Below are 14,650 nucleotides of genomic sequence, written 5' to 3'. Positions count from 1 at the left end.
TGTGGCTAGTGGTCGCGCTCGATCATGTAGCGGGCCAGCTGCGCGAGCGGCTCACCCGCCTCGCCCAGCGGCGCCAGCGCCGACAGCGCCTCCTCGGTCAGCTCGCTGGCCCGGCGCCGGGCGCCTTCCAGCCCCAGCAGGGCGGGATAGGTGGGCTTGTCGCGCGCCGCGTCGGCCCCCGACGCCTTGCCCAGCGTGCGGGTGTCGCCGGTGACGTCGAGGACGTCGTCGTGGATCTGGAAGGCCAGGCCGAGCGCCGCGGCGTAGCGGTCCAGCGCCGTCACGCGGGGGTCGTTCTCCGCCACCGCCGCCAGCGCCCCCATGCGCACCGCCGCGCGGATCAGCGCTCCGGTCTTGTGCGCGTGCATGGTGGCCAGGGCCTCGACGTCAGGGTGGCCGCCAACGGCGGCCAGGTCCAGCGCCTGCCCCCCCACCATGCCGTCGCGGCCGGCGGCCGTGGCCAGCGTATGGATCAGCGCCGGCAGGCGCGGGTGGGCGGCGCGCGCCAGCACCTCGAACGCCAGGCTCTGCAGCGCATCGCCGGCGAGAATCGCCGTGGCCTCGTCGTAGGCGCGGTGCACCGTGGGCTGGCCGCGGCGCAGGTCGTCGTCGTCCATCGCCGGCAGGTCGTCGTGCACCAGCGAGTAGGCATGGATCAGCTCGACGGCGGCGGCCGGCGCGTCGAGCGCCTCGTCGCCGGCCCCCAGGGCGCGTCCCGCCAGGTAGACCAGCAGCGGCCGCAGCCGCTTGCCGCCCACCAGCAGACCGTGGCGCATGGCCGCCTCCAGCCGCGGCGCCGAAGGCTGGCGGGCCTCGAACAGCTTCGCCAGGCAGGCATCGACACGCGCCCGATCGGCGGCCAGGCGCGCCGCGAGCGGTTCAGCGTTCACTGTCATCCTCCGCCGCCGGGGCATCGAAGGGAGCGAAGTCGACGCTGCCGTCGGGGCGCTCGATCAGGGTGCGCACCCGCAGCTCGGCCTGGTCCAGGCGGCGCTGGGCGTCACGGGTCAGGCGCACGCCCTGCTCGAACGCGGCGAGCGAGCCCTCCAGCGACAGCTCGCCGGACTCCAGGCGCTCCACCAGCTGTTCCAGTCTCTCCACGGTAGTCGCGAAATCGGCTTCGGCCTCCTCGCTCGCCGCCATTTCGCCCGCCGCCTGCTTGTCACGTTCGGCCATGACACCTCTAGCTCGTCGCCGCTGATTTCAGGACGCACAGTATACACGCCCTGCCCTATACGCACTGCCCCGAGGGGCGTCTACCGGCACGCGCAACGTGCAGGGCGCTCATCTTCGCGACGCAGCAATTTCATCTTCGCGGGTAGCGGTTGTGTTAACATGAGCGCCCTGTTTTCCAGCACGCGGCGCACCAAGAAAGGGGTTGATTCGACCATGGCCAAAACGTCCCTGGACAAGAGCAAGATCAAGATCCTGCTGCTCGAGGGCGTCCACCAGAGCGCGGTGGACAATTTCCTGAATGCCGGTTACACCAACATCGAGCATCTGCCCACCTCGCTCGACGAGGCCTCGCTGATCGACAAGATCCGCGACGTGCACTTCCTCGGCATCCGCTCGCGCACCCAGCTCAACGAGCGGATCTTCGCCGCCGCCGAGAAGCTCAACGCCGTGGGCTGCTTCTGCATCGGCACCAACCAGGTCGACCTCAATGCGGCGCTCGCGCGCGGCATCCCGGTGTTCAACGCGCCCTACTCCAACACCCGCTCGGTGGCCGAACTGGTGCTGGCCGAGGCGATCATGCTGCTGCGCGGCATCCCCGAGAAGAACGCCCGTGCCCACCAGGGCGGCTGGCTCAAGAGTGCCAAGGCCTCCCACGAGGCCCGCGGCAAGACCCTGGGCATCGTCGGCTACGGCAACATCGGCGCCCAGCTCTCGGTGCTGGCCGAGTCGCTCGGCTTCAACGTCATCTTCTACGACGTGGTGACCAAGCTCGGCATGGGCAACGCCAGCCAGGTGGCGAGCCTCGAGGAGCTGCTGGCCCGGGCCGACGTGGTCAGTCTGCACGTGCCCGAGCTGCCCTCCACCAAGTGGATGATCGCCAAGGAGCAGCTCGCGCTGATGAAGCCCAGCGGCATCCTGATCAACGCCTCGCGCGGCAGCGTGGTGGTGATCGAGGACCTGGCCGAGGCGCTCGCGGCCGGCCGGCTCTACGGCGCCGCCATCGACGTCTTCCCGGTGGAGCCCAAGGGCAACGACGAGGAGTTCGTCAGCCCCCTGCGCGGCCTGCCCAACGTGATCCTCACCCCGCACATCGGCGGCTCCACCCTCGAGGCCCAGGAGAACATCGGCATCGAGGTCTCCGAGAAGATGATCACCTACTCCGACAACGGCACCACCGTCACCTCGGTCAACTTCCCCGAGGTTGCGCTGCCGGCGCACCCGGACAAGCATCGCGTGCTGCACATCCACGACAACGTGCCGGGGGTGCTCTCCGAGATCAACCGGGTGCTGTCCGAGAACGACATCAACATCTCCGGCCAGTACCTGCAGACCAACGAGAAGGTCGGCTACGTGGTCATCGACGTGGACAAGGCCTACGGCCCCCAGGCGCTCGAGGCGCTGCGCAAGGTCGAGCACACCCTGCGCGTACGGGTGCTCTACTCCGAGACCAACTTCGAGGAGTAGGCAGGCCCGCGGCCGGCTCTGCTCGCCCCGCCGCGCTCACGAGCGCGGCGCTTTCGTTCGGGTCGTGCCGGCCCCGCGCAGGCGCGCTACAGGCTCTGGATGTCGATCACATAACCGATGATCGGGTAGCCGGCTTTGCGGGCGGCCTTCTCGGCCTCGAGCTGGGCCTCGAGCTTGGAGATGCTGGTGGAGCGGTGCTCGAAGACGGTGTCGACCTCCAGCTTGCGCGTTCTCACCGCGAGCCGGACCAGGTGGCCGGTCTTGTAGGATTCGGCGGATTGCTTGCCGCCGGCCGGCTGCGTGCGCGTCGCCCTGCCGGGGCCGCTGCTGCGGGACGACGCGGGGGCTGGCGAGGGCTCGTGGCCAGGTTTCATGAAGGCGTCGATCTCACGCCTCACGCTCTGCTCGAACTCACTCAGTTCGTCGCTCATTCATCCTCCATCGACAGAATTTCCCGCCCCGGGCGGAACATAGCAGAACTCCCCGCGGCCCCTGCTTAACCCAGGTTATGCCGCCTCGGCCAGCGCCCGCAGATAGCGGGCCGGGCCACCTTGCCGCCGCAGCAGCCTGAGCCCCGCCCACAGGCTCACCTGGTTCGCCGTCAGAACCATCCGGCCGGCCTCGCGGCTCATCGCCTCGAGCCGCTCGAAGGTATTGATGGCGGTGTCGGGCACCAGGATCGGACTGTCCGACTCGTGGCGCCTGGCGAAATCGCCCACGGCGGCGACGATATCGAGCCGGTGGGAGTCGGCCGCGAAGGGGCAGTCCAGCACCTGCAGGCCGTCCACGGCGACACCGCTGTCAGCCAGGAAGCGTACCAGCTGTTCGGTGACCTCCGCGGGATAGGGGCTGAGCAGGTCGACCCGCCGCTGGCCGAGGGCTGCCAGGGCATCGCGAAAGGCCAGGGCGGTGCTGGTGGCCGGCACGCCGAGCCATCGCGACAGCTCGCGGGACTGGGCCTGGGACCACTCCAGCCCGCCGATGAAGCTGCCGCTGGTGCAGGCCCATACCACGGCCTGGGCGCCGGAATCCCTGACCAGGGACTCGCCCACCGTCGCCAGCCGCTCGGTGGCGCCGAGGGACATCAGCGCCGTGTGCTCGTGGTGGCCGTCGCTGAGTATCTTGCCCACCTCGATAGCGGGCAGCAACTCGCCGATGCCGGGTCGCTCGTTCAGTTCGTACCACTCGTAATCGGGGGGGCCGTCCTCGGGCAGCAGGATCCCCAGGCTCTGGTCGTGATGCATCGCTACCTCTCGATCGGTCATGCCTGGCCTGGCGTGACGCGGGTGACGTGGCGCGCTTACCGGCGGCGCGATTCGACGCGGTCGTCGTTGTTGTGCTAATGATTGATATTCCACGCCTCCCCCGCCTCGTAACCAGGGAAGACCCGCATGCCGACTGCCGCCGCCTACCTGATCGTAGTGCTGGTGTGGGCCACCACGCCACTGGCCATCAAGTGGAGCGCCGAGGCGGGAGCGCCGGTGGGCAGCGTCATGCTGCGCATGCTGTTCGCTTTCCTGGCGGGCCTGGCGGTACTGCTGCTGTTGCGGCGGCGCCTGCGCGGCGACCTCCCCGCCCTGAAGAGCTACGCCGCGGCGGTACCCGGGGTGTTCGGCGCCATGGCGCTGAGCTACCACGCCTCGATGACGCTGCCGTCGGGCATGATGTCGGTGATCTTCGGCATGGCGCCGCTGGTCTCGGGACTGATCCTGCAGCTGCTGCCCGGCGCCCTGAAGCTGCGCCGCTGGCACTGGTTCGGCTGTACGCTCGGCGTGGCGGGCCTTGCCGTGGTGTTCATCGACAGCCTCGAGCTGGGCAACGACCAGTTGCCGGCGCTGCTGATGATGCTGCTCGCCGTGACCCTGTTCAGCGCCAGCGGCATCGCCGTGCAGCGCGTGGCCGCCGGTCTCGGCCCCCTGGAGCAGACGCTCGGCGCGCTGGGCCTGAGCCTGCCCTGCTTCCTGCTCCTGTGGCTGGCCAGCGGCGAGCCCCTGGCGGTGCCGCTTAGCGCTCGCGGGCTGTGGTCGGTCCTCTACCTGGCGCTGTTCGGCTCGCTGCTCGGCTTCCTCTGCTACTACCTGATCCTCTCGCGCCTGCCCGCCGCCACCGTGGCGCTGGTCACGTTGATTACCCCGATTCTGGCGCTGGGCCTCGGCATGACGCTCAACCAGGAGCAGCCCTCGCCATCGATGCTGCTGGGTGCGGCGCTGATCGTGGTGGCCCTCGGCGCCTACCTGTTCGGCGACCGGCTGGCGCGCCTGAAGGTGGAGCGGGAGCTGCAACGTCCCCGAGGCCGCTAGAAACAGGTGTGCATCACCTCGAGCACCTCGAGGCGCTCGTCGACGCGACAGATGCGCCGCCACTTGTCGAAGGTCAGGCAGGGGTGGGAGGTCCCGAAGGCGACGATGTCGCCGACCCGCGTCCGTCCGTTGGCGGCGCCGGCCTCGCCCTCGTCCGAGGGGAGGGCGACGAAGGCGTGCTGGTCCATCAGCTTGGCCAGCCGCCAGCCCGCCACCGGCAGGGGGCGTCCCCGTTCGTCGCCCTCGCGGTAGCGCCGCAGGGGCTCGGGCAGCTGGTCGTGGCCGATGTCGCGCTTGCCCATGCCGACGATGGCCAGCCCCGGCTCGGGGAGCGACACCACCTGGGCGAAGACCTCCAGGGCCGGCCTGAGCCCGCGCTCGATCCTGGGCTGGCGCTCCAGGATCGAGCGCTGGGCCTGGCCATAGATACCGTGGTCGTGCACCACGTAGCAGCCGGGGCGCAGCACCGGCACGAACTGAGGCCCCAGCCGCGCCTCGTGGAACACCTCGGCGATCAGGTCGTACCAGGCCGAGCCGGACGCGGTGATCAGCGGCTGCGGGGTCTCGATCAGCCCGTCGCGCGCCAGCCCCTGGGCCGCCTCGACCAGTTGCCAGGCATAGGCGCGAACGGCGCGCTCGGGGTCGCTGCCGTGCACCACCCCTTCGTAGCCCTCCAGGCCCGAGAGCACCAGCGCCTGTTCGCTGTCGATGCGCTCGGCCAGCGCCATCACCTCGTCTGTGTCGCGGCAGCCGCAGCGCCCGCCCGGCACGCCGAGCTCGATCAGCACCTTGAGGCGCAGGCCGCAGGCGGAGAAGTAGCGGGCCAGCTGCTCGACGTTGGCGACGCTGTCGACCACGCAGTAGAAGTCGGCACCGGCTTCGATCAGCCCCGCGACGATCGCCATGTTGGCCTCGCCGACGAGCTGGTTGGCCATCAGCAGACGATGCACGCCGTGGCGGAAGGCGGCACGGCACTGGGGCGCGGTGGCCAGGGTGATGCCCCAGGCCCCGGCGGCGAGCTGGCGGTGGAACAGCTCGGGGCACATGGTGGTCTTGCCGTGAGGCGCCAGGCGCGCGCCGTGGGCCTCGCAGAAGCGCTGCATCCAGGCCAGGTTGTGGGCCAGCGCGGGCTCGTGGATCACCGCGGCGGGCAGGCTGACGTCGGCCAGCAGCCGGCCACCCGTCTGTGGCGTGCCCTTGTGCAGGGCTTCGGGATCAGGGGTCGAATCGCTCATGCTTCGCTCTCGCTGGGTGGGCGCCAGGCGGCGGGCCACACCGTCTTTGGTCGCAGGGCTGACGAAAAGCGTGCACGACAGGCTAGGCTGGTGACGGGCACGTTACTACAGGATACGACAATGACCACGACCGTCGACGAGCGCCCGGTGATTCGTCTCGATCAGCGCGGCGTTGCCACCCTCACGCTGAACCGTCCGCGACAGTTCAACGCCTTATCGGAAGAAGTGCTCAAGGCACTCGGCGGCGAACTCGCCCGCCTGGCCAATGACGATTCGGTGCACTGCGTGGTCATCGCCGCCGAGGGGCGCGCCTTCTGCGCCGGGCACGATCTCAAGGAGATGCGCGCCAACCCCGACAAGGCCTACTACCAGGAGCTGTTCGCCCGCTGCGGCGAGGTGATGCAGCGCATCGTGCACCTGCCGGTACCGGTGATCGCGCGGGTCCAGGGACTGGCCACCGCCGCCGGCTGCCAGCTGGTGGCCAGCTGCGACCTGGCGGTGGCCGCCCGCTCGGCGCGCTTCGCGGTGTCGGGTATCAATGTCGGGCTGTTCTGCTCGACCCCCGCGGTGGCGCTGTCGCGCAGCATCGGCCGCAAGCGCGCCATGGAGATGCTCCTCACCGGCGAGTTCATCGACGCCGAGCAGGCGCTGGAGTGGGGCCTGGTCAACCGCGTGGCCGACGACGAGGCGCTGGACGCGGTGCTCGGCGAGCTCACCGCCAGCATCGGCGCCAAGAGCCGCGTGGCGTTGCGTACCGGCAAGGCGCTGTTCCAGCGCCAGTTGCAGATGCCGCTGAAAGAGGCCTACGCCTTCGCCGGCGAGACCATGGCCTGCAACATGCTGGCCGAGGATGTGGCCGAGGGCATCGATGCCTTTGTCGCCAAGCGGGAGCCCCGGTGGCGACATCGCTGAAGGCAGAGCAGCGACATCAGAACCGTTGGGCAAGAAGAGTGGAAGGCATTTCCGCAATCGAGACAAGTCGGCGGCGAGGCGGTATCCTGTTGCCGGCCTTCGCAGAAAGGTCCGCCAGATCAGTCGGAGAGGAAGTACGCAGGTGAGTGAAGTCAAACGCAGAACGGCGGGGCGCCCGCCCGGCCCCGGCAAGAGCGCCAGCGGCCACAGTCAATCGCTGGTGCGCGGGCTCAACCTGCTCGAGCGGCTGGCGGCCACCCCGGGCGGCCTGGCGCTATCGGAGCTGGCGGAAATGGTCGACCTCGCCCCTTCCACCACCCATCGCCTGCTGCAGGCCCTGCAGGGCCAGGGCTTCATTTCCCAGGATGGCGAACTCGGGGTATGGAAGATCGACGTCAAGACCTTCCGCATCGGCAACAGCTTCCTCGAGGCGCGCGACTTCGTCGCCACCAGCCGGCCGTTCCTGCGCCGGCTGACCGCCGAGACCGGCGAGACCGCCAACCTGGGCATCCGCGACGGCGCCACCGCGGTGTTCCTGGCCCAGAGCGAGTCGCCCCAGATGATGCGCATGATCACCCGGCTCGGCTCGCGCGCCCCCTTGCACGCCTCGGGCGTGGGCAAGGCGCTGATGGCCTGGCTGCCCGATGACGAGTTCGACCGGGTGCTGGCCGAGCGGGGGCTCGACCGGGTCACCGCCAACACCCTGCATACCGCCGACTCCCTGCGCGCCAACCTGGCGCAGGTTCGCCGGCAGGGCTATGCCTGCGACCGCGAGGAGCATGCCATCGGCCTGCACTGCGTGGCCGCCTGCCTGCACGACGAGCACGGCACACCGTTGGCGGCGATCTCGGTCTCCGGCCCGGTGGCGCGCATTCCTGAAGCACGCCTGCCGGAGCTGGGCGCGCTGGTGCACGAAACCGCCGCCGAGATCACCGCCCGCCTCGGCGGGCACGTGCCCAGCCCTGCCGAGGCAGAGGCCGCCGCAAGGGCGTGAGGCAACCCGAAGCCGCTACTGCCCGATCCGCTCCAGCTGCCGTTCGAGCTTGCGCATGACGTTGAGCAGGTCGCGGTACTCACCGGCGGTGAGGGTCGCCACCAGCGCCGCCTCCCAGGCCTGGGCCTCGGGGATCAGCTTGGTCAGCAGCGCCTGGCCGGCGGCGGTGAGGTGGAGGTCCTGCTGGCGCTGGTCCTCGGGCGCGGGCGTGCGGCGGATCAGGCCGCGCTCCTCCAGCGCCTGGATCGCCCGCGACACGCGTGCCTTGTCCATGTTGGTGTAGCTGCAGATCTTCTTCGCCGTCAGCTCGTCGCAGTGGCTGAGCCAGGCCAGCACCCGCCACTGCGCTATGTTGAGCTGGTAGCGCTCCTCGTAGAGCTCGGCCAGCGACTGGCTGATGCGATCGGCCAGGCTGTTGAGCCGGTAGGGCAGGAACTGGTTGAGGTCCAGCTCCGGCTTGGTCGATGGTTCGGCCAGGCCCTCGTCGCTCTCCCTGGCAAGGCCGGCCCGGCCCTCTTCCGTGTTCATCTCTCGAGACTCCTCACCCTACGCTGGGCAGCGTTCAATAGAGCAGTTGCGGCAGGAACAGCACGATACCCGGGAACACCAGCACCAGCAACGCGCGCGCCATGCCGGCCACCCAGAACGGCGTCACACCGCGGAAGATCGTCCCCGTGCTCACGTCCGGCAGCACCGCCCGCAGCACGAACACGTTCATCCCCACCGGCGGCGTGATCAAGCTGATCTCGATCACGATCACCACCAGGATGCCGAACCACACCAGGTCGAAGCCGAGCCCCGCCACCACCGGGAAGAACACCGGCACCGTCAGCAGCAGCATCGACATGCTCTCGAACACGCAGCCCAGCAGCACGTAGATGGCGAGTATCACCAGGATCACCATGAACGGCGAGATGTCGAGCCCGTTGACGAACGCCAGCAGGTCGCCGGGCAGTCCCGCGCGGTTGATGAAGTTGGCAAAGATCAGCGCGGTGAGCACCACGGCGAACAGCATGGCGGTGGTGCGCACGGTATCCATCAGCACGTTCATCAGCACCTGGGGGGTCAGCGCGCGGCGCCACAGCGCGATCAGGAAGGCGCCCATGGCGCCGATGCCGGCCGCCTCGGTGGGGGTGAACACGCCGAGGTAGATGCCGCCGATCACCAGCACGAACAGCGCCAGCGTGCTGCCGACGCTCTTCAGCGCCATGAGGCGCTCCGGCCAGGCCACCCGTTCACCCGCCGGGCCGGCGTCGGGGTCGCGCCACATCACCCACTTCACCGCCGCCAGGTACATGACGATGCCGAGCATGCCGGGGATGAAGCCGGCAGCGAACAGCTCGCGGATGCTGGTCTCGGTGAGGATGCCGTAGATCACCAGCATCACGCTGGGCGGGATCAAAATGCCCAGCGTGCCGCCGGCGGCGATGGAGGCCGAGGCCAGGGTGTCCTTGTAGCCGTACTTGCGCATCTGCGGCATCGCCACCCGCCCCATGGTCGCGGCGGTGGCCAGGCTCGAACCACAGATCGCGCTGAAGCCGCCGCAGGCGACGATGGTGGCCATGGCCTGGCCGCCCTTGCGGTGGCCGAGGAAGCCGTTGGAGGCACGGAACAGCGCATCCGACAGCCCGGCATGGGAGACCAGGTTGCCCATCAGGATGAACAGCGGGATCACCGACAGGCCGTAGTCCATGGCGGTGTCGACCACCCGCCGCGCGGCCATGGATTCGGCGGCGTTCCAGTTGCCGGTGAGGAAGTAGAAGCCCACGAAGCCGACGATGCCCATGGCGAAGGCCAGCGGCACCCGCAGGAACGCCAGCAGCAGCAGGGCGGCGAAGCCGTACAGCGCTTCGATCACGTGTCACCTCCCCGCCCTTGCGTCGGGCTGAGGGGGCCGCCGCGCTCCAGCACGCCCACGCCTTCGAGCAGGTAGCCCAGCGCGCGCAGCAGCGTCAGCACGGCCGACACGCCCAGCATGACCGCCATCAGGTAGATTAGGTAGCCCTTGGGAATGCGCAGGAACTCGGTCACGTCGCCCCACTGCATGGCGCGCTCGCCCAGCGCCCAGACGCGGCTTGCCATGATCCACAGCGCGCCGCTGACGATCAGGTTGACCAGCACCTGGCGGACCCAGATCAGCCGCGCGGGAAAGACGCTGTCGAGCAGGTCGACGCTGACGTGCTCCTCGCGCCAGCACACCACCGGCAGCGACAGGAACACCAGCGCCGCCAGCATCAGCTGGGTCAGCTCGACGGTACCCAGGATCGGCGAGTTGAAGAAGTAGCGCCCGGTCACGTCCGCCGTGGTCAGCAGCATCATGGCGAAGAGGGTGGCACCCGCCACCCCCTCCAGCGTCAGCTGCATGACACGGCCGACCCGCAGCCAGCGCGAGGTCGAGGTCGGCATGGTCAAGCCTCCAGGGGTCGTCGAAGTTATGGGTGCACGACGCGATCGGCGATCCCGTCGTCTTCGGCGGCCAGGGCGAGCTGCTCGCGGAAGTGGTCCAGCGCCGCTTCGGTATCGATTCCGCGCCCCTCGACGGCGTCACGCCACTCGGCGATCAGCTCCTCGGTCACCCCGCGCAGGCGCTCGATGTCCTCCTCCGAGGCCTCGGTGAAGGTGTTGCCCTGCTCCTCGGCAAACGCCACGCCGCGCTCGTCCATGGCGTCCATCATGTAGCCGAACAGGCGCGACAGGTCCTCGCCCGAGACGGCCTCGATCGCCTCGCGATCCTCGGGCGAGATGCGGTCCCAGAACATCGGGTTCATGACGATGGCGAAACTGCCGCGATAGAAGCCGCCATCCACGGTCAGGGTGTGGGGCAGCACCTCGGCCACGCGGAAGCTGCGCAGCCCCTCCAGGGTCAGCATGGCGCCGTCGATGACCCCCTGGGAGGCACTCTCGTAGACGCTGGTGGGCGGCATCGCCACGCCGGAGACCTCCATGGCGCTGGCCAGGCTGCTCATCACCCCGCCGCCCACGCGCAACCGCTTGCCGGCCAGCTGGTCGATGGAATCGATCTGCTCGGCGGTGAAGATCTGCCCCGGGCCGTGCACGCCCATGGCCATGACGTCGACCCCGCGATGCTCCTCCGCCTGGGCCAGGTGCTCCTGGTAGGTGCGCCAGTAGGCCGCCGAGGCGGCTTCGGAGGTGAACGCCTCGAAGGTGGGGAATTCCGGCAACTGGGTCAGCTCGAAGCGCCCCGACATGTGGCCGTGGAAGATCCAGCTGGCATCGGCGACCCCGTCGGCGACGATCTCCATCTGGGCCGCCGGCGGGCCCATGTCGTGGACCACCTCGACGGTCACGCGGCCTTCGGTGGCTTCCTCGATCCATGCCTTCCAGGTGGGCCAGACGAGGGTATTGATGCCGTGGTTGGGGCCACCCCAGGTACTGACGGTGATGGTTTCCTGGGCCAGCGCCGGCGTGCCGAGAGAAAGGCTGACCGCCGCCACGGCACCGATCATGAGGCGATGTGTGTTGTTCATTGCATGCTCCTGGTCGTCACGGGAGGCGTGCTCGCGCCACGTGTGTCCTGCGTTGTTGTACCGGCTGCGCGCTCGCCCGTCAGAGCGGAGGGGGGCGACAGCCTGAGGTTTCACGCTGTCACCATGCCGCCAGATAATCTCCCCTGCAACTAATTTGGCATTCCCGGATCTTAGACTTAGGTAGCAAAAGCGCGCAAAATACATGATCCCAGACAATTTTTTGCCTATCGCAACCGCCGAGATCCGCCAGCGGGCCCGTGCCTTGCTGGACTTATAGTTTCAGTTACAACTATGCTGCAGGCATTTCCCGCTACACCCCGGGCCGGACTCTGGCCAGCGCGTCGCCCCGCGCGACGCTCCTGACGACCCTTGGAGGAACCATGAGCAAGAAGTTCGCTTCCCACGCCGACACCGAAGAGAAGCAGGTCAGCTTCACCCAGCTGGCCGAGGGCCTGTACGCCTACACCGCCGAGGGCGACCCCAACACCGGCGTGGTGATCGGCGACGACAGCGTGATGGTGATCGACACCCAGGCCACGCCGATCATGGCCCAGGACGTGATCCGCCGCATCCGCGAGGTCACCGACCTGCCGATCAAGCACGTGGTGATGACCCACTACCACGCCGTGCGCGTGCTCGGCGCCTCGGCCTACGGCGCCGAGAACATCTACGCCAGCCAGAACACCTACGACCTGATCGTCGAGCGCGGCCAGCAGGACTACGAGTCCGAGGTCGGCCGCTTCCCACGCCTGTTCAAGGGGGTCGACTCGGTGCCCGGCCTGACCTGGCCCAACATCGTCTTCCAGCGGGAACTGACGGTGTTCATGGGCAAGCGCGAGGTGCGCCTGATTCACCTCGGCCGCGGCCACACCAAGGGCGACACCGTGGTCTGGCTGCCCGAGGAGAAGGTGATGTTCTCCGGCGACCTGGTCGAGTACGGCGCCACCCCCTACACCGGCGACGCCTACCACGAGGACTGGCCCGCCACCCTCGACCGCCTGCAGGCGATGGCCCCGCAGAAGCTGGTGCCGGGCCGCGGCGAGGCGCTCACCACACCCGAGCTGTGCCAGGAGGCGGTCCAGGGTACCCGCGCCTTCCTCGCCGACATGTACGGCAGCGTCAAGGCAGGCAAGGCCGCCGGCAAGTCGCTCTCCGAGTGCTACGCCGAGACCTACGCCAGGCTCAAGCCGAAGTACGGCCACTGGGTGATCTTCGACCACTGCCTGCCGTTCGACATCACCCGCTGCTATGACGAGGCCGGCGGCGAGTACCCCGACCCGCGCATCTGGACCGCCGAGCGCGATACCCAGATGTGGCACTCGCTGCAGGAAGTCGTCGAGAACCAGTAACGCGCCGCCAACAACAGCAGCCTGGCGAACGGCGCCGGGGACGGGCCCCGGCGGCTCGTCCCCGAAGGCAGCCGCGGTCGGAGGAAGCATGCCATCTACCTACAACAATCCCGTCTACCCATATCATCGCGCGCCGGAACTCGACCGTGACGATGTCCGTCACTGCCCGGTGGTGATCGTCGGCGCCGGCCCCACCGGGCTGGCCATGGCCATCGACCTGGCCCAGCAGGGCATCGAGAGCGTGGTGCTCGACGACAACAACACCGTCAGCGTCGGCTCGCGGGCGATCTGCTTCGCCAAGCGCACGCTGGAGATCCTCGACCGCCTCGGCTGTGCCCAGCCGATGGTCGACAAGGGCGTGACCTGGCAGCGCGGCCGCGTGTTCTTCCAGCAGCGCGAGGTCTACAACTTCGACCTGCTGCCGGAGGAGGGCCATCGCATGCCGGCCTTCATCAACCTGCAGCAGTACTACTTCGAGGAGTACCTGGTCGATCGCGTGAATGAACTCGGCGACCGTATCGACCTGCGCTGGAAGCACAAGGTCACCGAGGTCGACAGCCAGGCCGAGCGCAGCGAAGTACGGGTCAGCACCGAGCACGGCGACTACCGCCTCGCCTGCGACTACCTGCTGGTGGCCGACGGCGCCAACAGCAAGATCCGCGACATGCTGGGGCTGGAGAGCAAGGGCCAGGTCTTCCAGGACCGCTTCCTGATCGCCGACGTGATCATGAAGGCGGACTTCCCCACCGAGCGCTGGTTCTGGTTCGACCCGCCCTTCCACCCCAACCAGTCGGTGCTGCTGCACCGCCAGCCGGACAACGTCTGGCGCATCGACTTCCAGCTCGGCTGGGACGCCGACCCCGAGGAGGAGAAGAAGGAGGAGAACATCCGCCCGCGGGTGCAGGCGATGCTCGGCGCGGAGGTGGAGTTCGAGCTGGAGTGGGCCAGCGTCTACACCTTCCGCTGCCGCAAGATGGACAGCTACATCCACCGGCGCGTGTTCTTCATGGGCGACGCCGCCCACCAGGTCTCGCCCTTCGGCGCCCGCGGCGCCAACGGCGCGCTGCAGAGCACCGAGAACCTGGCCTGGAAGCTGGCCCGCGTGCTCAAGGGCCAGGCCCCCGCGGCGCTGCTCGCCACCTACGACGACGAACGCCAGCACGGCGCCGCCGAGAACATCCTCAACTCGACCCGCGCCACCGACTTCATCACGCCCAAGAGCCGCGTCAGCCGGCTGTTCCGCGACAGCGTGCTGGAGCTGGCCGAGCACTACCCCTTCGCCCGCCGCCTGGTCAACAGCGGCCGCCTGTCCATGCCGTGCCACTACGACGACTCGCCGCTCAACGGCCCCGAGACCGAGGGCCTGCCGCTCGAGCTGCGCCCCGGCAGCCCCGCCAAGGACGCCCCGATCGGCCTCGCCGGGCGGCGCGACTGGCTGCTGAACCAGCTCGGCGAGCGCTTCGTGCTGCTGCTCGACGGCCGCGTCGACAGCACCCGGGCCGAGACGCTCAGGACCGACCTCGAGCCGCTGCTCGCGCACCAGGCCGATCTCGACCTGCTGGTCGTCGGACCGGCGCCGCATGCCCTGAGCGAGCTGCCGCGCAGCCGCCAGATCGAGGACGTGGAGACCCTGGTCGGCGAACGCTACGGCCTGACCGGCGGTGTCGCCTACCTGATCCGCCCCGACCAGCACGTCAGCGCCCGCTGGCGCCAAGTCAGCGCCGCCGAGGTC

The 14,650-nt window shown here is 69.0% G+C and carries 15 protein-coding genes; 6 read left to right on the top strand and 9 right to left on the bottom strand.

Going from position 1 to position 14,650, the window contains the following annotated elements:
* Nucleotides 1–5 precede the first annotated feature (5 nt).
* Both ispA and DIS04_RS19720 read right to left on the bottom strand, forming a co-directional pair.
* The gene (gene ispA / locus DIS04_RS19725) at nt 6–896 is read right to left on the bottom strand and encodes a (2E,6E)-farnesyl diphosphate synthase (protein WP_111415501.1); all 891 of its coding nucleotides are present in this window, start codon (nt 894–896) and stop codon (nt 6–8) included.
* Nucleotides 880–1,176 carry an exodeoxyribonuclease VII small subunit gene (locus DIS04_RS19720; protein ID WP_111415500.1) on the bottom strand — a complete coding sequence of 99 codons (297 nt, stop codon included), beginning with the start codon at nt 1,174–1,176 and terminating at the stop codon, nt 880–882. Before DIS04_RS19720 ends, ispA begins: the two co-directional genes overlap by 17 nt.
* 213 nt (nt 1,177–1,389) lie before the next feature.
* On the opposite strand from DIS04_RS19720, the gene serA reads away from it, so the two are divergent.
* Complete coding sequence (serA, locus tag DIS04_RS19715; RefSeq protein WP_111415499.1) at nt 1,390–2,640, top strand: phosphoglycerate dehydrogenase; 1,251 nt, start codon at nt 1,390–1,392, stop codon at nt 2,638–2,640.
* Between the two features lie 86 nt (nt 2,641–2,726).
* Here the strand turns inward: serA and DIS04_RS19710 are convergent, their stop codons facing one another.
* Nucleotides 2,727–3,071 carry a hypothetical protein gene (locus tag DIS04_RS19710; RefSeq protein WP_111415498.1) on the bottom strand — a complete coding sequence of 115 codons (345 nt, stop codon included), beginning with the start codon at nt 3,069–3,071 and terminating at the stop codon, nt 2,727–2,729.
* 75 nt (nt 3,072–3,146) lie between these two features.
* A complete protein-coding gene (locus DIS04_RS19705) occupies nt 3,147–3,884 on the bottom strand; it encodes a maleate cis-trans isomerase family protein (RefSeq protein ID WP_111415497.1) in 738 nt (245 codons plus the stop codon).
* Between the two features lie 147 nt (nt 3,885–4,031).
* Here DIS04_RS19705 and DIS04_RS19700 point away from each other — a divergent pair, with 147 nt between their 5' ends.
* On the top strand, nt 4,032–4,940 hold the full coding sequence (locus DIS04_RS19700) for a DMT family transporter (RefSeq protein WP_111415496.1): 909 nt from the start codon (nt 4,032–4,034) through the stop codon (nt 4,938–4,940).
* On the opposite strand, the gene DIS04_RS19695 is transcribed toward DIS04_RS19700, so the two are convergent.
* The gene (locus tag DIS04_RS19695) at nt 4,937–6,175 is read right to left on the bottom strand and encodes an amino acid deaminase (protein ID WP_111415495.1); all 1,239 of its coding nucleotides are present in this window, start codon (nt 6,173–6,175) and stop codon (nt 4,937–4,939) included. The genes DIS04_RS19700 and DIS04_RS19695 overlap by 4 nt on opposite strands.
* 120 nt (nt 6,176–6,295) lie before the next feature.
* Here DIS04_RS19695 and DIS04_RS19690 point away from each other — a divergent pair, with 120 nt between their 5' ends.
* Nucleotides 6,296–7,087 carry an enoyl-CoA hydratase gene (locus DIS04_RS19690; protein ID WP_111415494.1) on the top strand — a complete coding sequence of 264 codons (792 nt, stop codon included), beginning with the start codon at nt 6,296–6,298 and terminating at the stop codon, nt 7,085–7,087.
* A gap of 142 nt (nt 7,088–7,229) precedes the next feature.
* On the top strand, nt 7,230–8,081 hold the full coding sequence (locus DIS04_RS19685) for an IclR family transcriptional regulator domain-containing protein (protein WP_111415493.1): 852 nt from the start codon (nt 7,230–7,232) through the stop codon (nt 8,079–8,081).
* Nucleotides 8,082–8,096: 15 nt separating this feature from the next.
* Here the strand turns inward: DIS04_RS19685 and DIS04_RS19680 are convergent, their stop codons facing one another.
* The 4 genes from DIS04_RS19680 to DIS04_RS19665 are packed head-to-tail and all read right to left on the bottom strand — an operon-like array spanning nt 8,097 to nt 11,569.
* The gene (locus DIS04_RS19680; protein ID WP_245904647.1) at nt 8,097–8,609 is read right to left on the bottom strand and encodes a MarR family winged helix-turn-helix transcriptional regulator; all 513 of its coding nucleotides are present in this window, start codon (nt 8,607–8,609) and stop codon (nt 8,097–8,099) included.
* Nucleotides 8,610–8,643: 34 nt separating this feature from the next.
* A complete protein-coding gene (locus DIS04_RS19675; protein WP_111415492.1) occupies nt 8,644–9,939 on the bottom strand; it encodes a TRAP transporter large permease in 1,296 nt (431 codons plus the stop codon).
* Nucleotides 9,936–10,487 carry a TRAP transporter small permease gene (locus DIS04_RS19670; RefSeq protein WP_111415491.1) on the bottom strand — a complete coding sequence of 184 codons (552 nt, stop codon included), beginning with the start codon at nt 10,485–10,487 and terminating at the stop codon, nt 9,936–9,938. The genes DIS04_RS19675 and DIS04_RS19670 overlap by 4 nt, the downstream gene beginning before the upstream one ends.
* A gap of 26 nt (nt 10,488–10,513) precedes the next feature.
* On the bottom strand, nt 10,514–11,569 hold the full coding sequence (locus DIS04_RS19665; RefSeq protein ID WP_111415490.1) for a TRAP transporter substrate-binding protein: 1,056 nt from the start codon (nt 11,567–11,569) through the stop codon (nt 10,514–10,516).
* Nucleotides 11,570–11,949: 380 nt separating this feature from the next.
* Between DIS04_RS19665 and DIS04_RS19660 the strand changes: the two genes are divergently transcribed.
* Together DIS04_RS19660 and DIS04_RS19655 are read left to right on the top strand one after the other, a co-directional pair.
* Nucleotides 11,950–12,918 (top strand): MBL fold metallo-hydrolase, encoded by a 969-nt coding sequence (locus DIS04_RS19660; protein WP_111415489.1) that lies wholly within the window; start codon nt 11,950–11,952, stop codon nt 12,916–12,918.
* 88 nt (nt 12,919–13,006) lie between these two features.
* The coding region (locus DIS04_RS19655) for an FAD-dependent oxidoreductase (RefSeq protein WP_111415488.1) at nt 13,007–14,650 on the top strand (1,644 nt) is incomplete at its 3' end.

It is taken from the genome of Billgrantia lactosivorans, from assembly GCF_003254665.1.
GTDB lineage: Bacteria > Pseudomonadota > Gammaproteobacteria > Pseudomonadales > Halomonadaceae > Halomonas > Halomonas lactosivorans.
The sequence above is the reverse complement of the archived record's forward strand: the minus strand, read 5'-3'. Positions and strand labels throughout refer to the sequence as shown.

What these genes read in the sequence shown, in the direction of transcription:
- ispA (WP_111415501.1), bottom strand. Translation starts at nt 896, where the DNA reads ATGACAGTGAACGCTGAACCGCTCGCGGCGCGCCTGGCCGCCGATCGG.
- DIS04_RS19720 (WP_111415500.1), bottom strand. Translation starts at nt 1,176, where the DNA reads ATGGCCGAACGTGACAAGCAGGCGGCGGGCGAAATGGCGGCGAGCGAG.
- serA (WP_111415499.1), top strand. Translation starts at nt 1,390, where the DNA reads ATGGCCAAAACGTCCCTGGACAAGAGCAAGATCAAGATCCTGCTGCTC.
- DIS04_RS19710 (WP_111415498.1), bottom strand. Translation starts at nt 3,071, where the DNA reads ATGAGCGACGAACTGAGTGAGTTCGAGCAGAGCGTGAGGCGTGAGATC.
- DIS04_RS19705 (WP_111415497.1), bottom strand. Translation starts at nt 3,884, where the DNA reads ATGCATCACGACCAGAGCCTGGGGATCCTGCTGCCCGAGGACGGCCCC.
- DIS04_RS19700 (WP_111415496.1), top strand. Translation starts at nt 4,032, where the DNA reads ATGCCGACTGCCGCCGCCTACCTGATCGTAGTGCTGGTGTGGGCCACC.
- DIS04_RS19695 (WP_111415495.1), bottom strand. Translation starts at nt 6,175, where the DNA reads ATGAGCGATTCGACCCCTGATCCCGAAGCCCTGCACAAGGGCACGCCA.
- DIS04_RS19690 (WP_111415494.1), top strand. Translation starts at nt 6,296, where the DNA reads ATGACCACGACCGTCGACGAGCGCCCGGTGATTCGTCTCGATCAGCGC.
- DIS04_RS19680 (WP_245904647.1), bottom strand. Translation starts at nt 8,609, where the DNA reads ATGAACACGGAAGAGGGCCGGGCCGGCCTTGCCAGGGAGAGCGACGAG.
- DIS04_RS19670 (WP_111415491.1), bottom strand. Translation starts at nt 10,487, where the DNA reads ATGCCGACCTCGACCTCGCGCTGGCTGCGGGTCGGCCGTGTCATGCAG.
- DIS04_RS19665 (WP_111415490.1), bottom strand. Translation starts at nt 11,569, where the DNA reads ATGAACAACACACATCGCCTCATGATCGGTGCCGTGGCGGCGGTCAGC.
- DIS04_RS19660 (WP_111415489.1), top strand. Translation starts at nt 11,950, where the DNA reads ATGAGCAAGAAGTTCGCTTCCCACGCCGACACCGAAGAGAAGCAGGTC.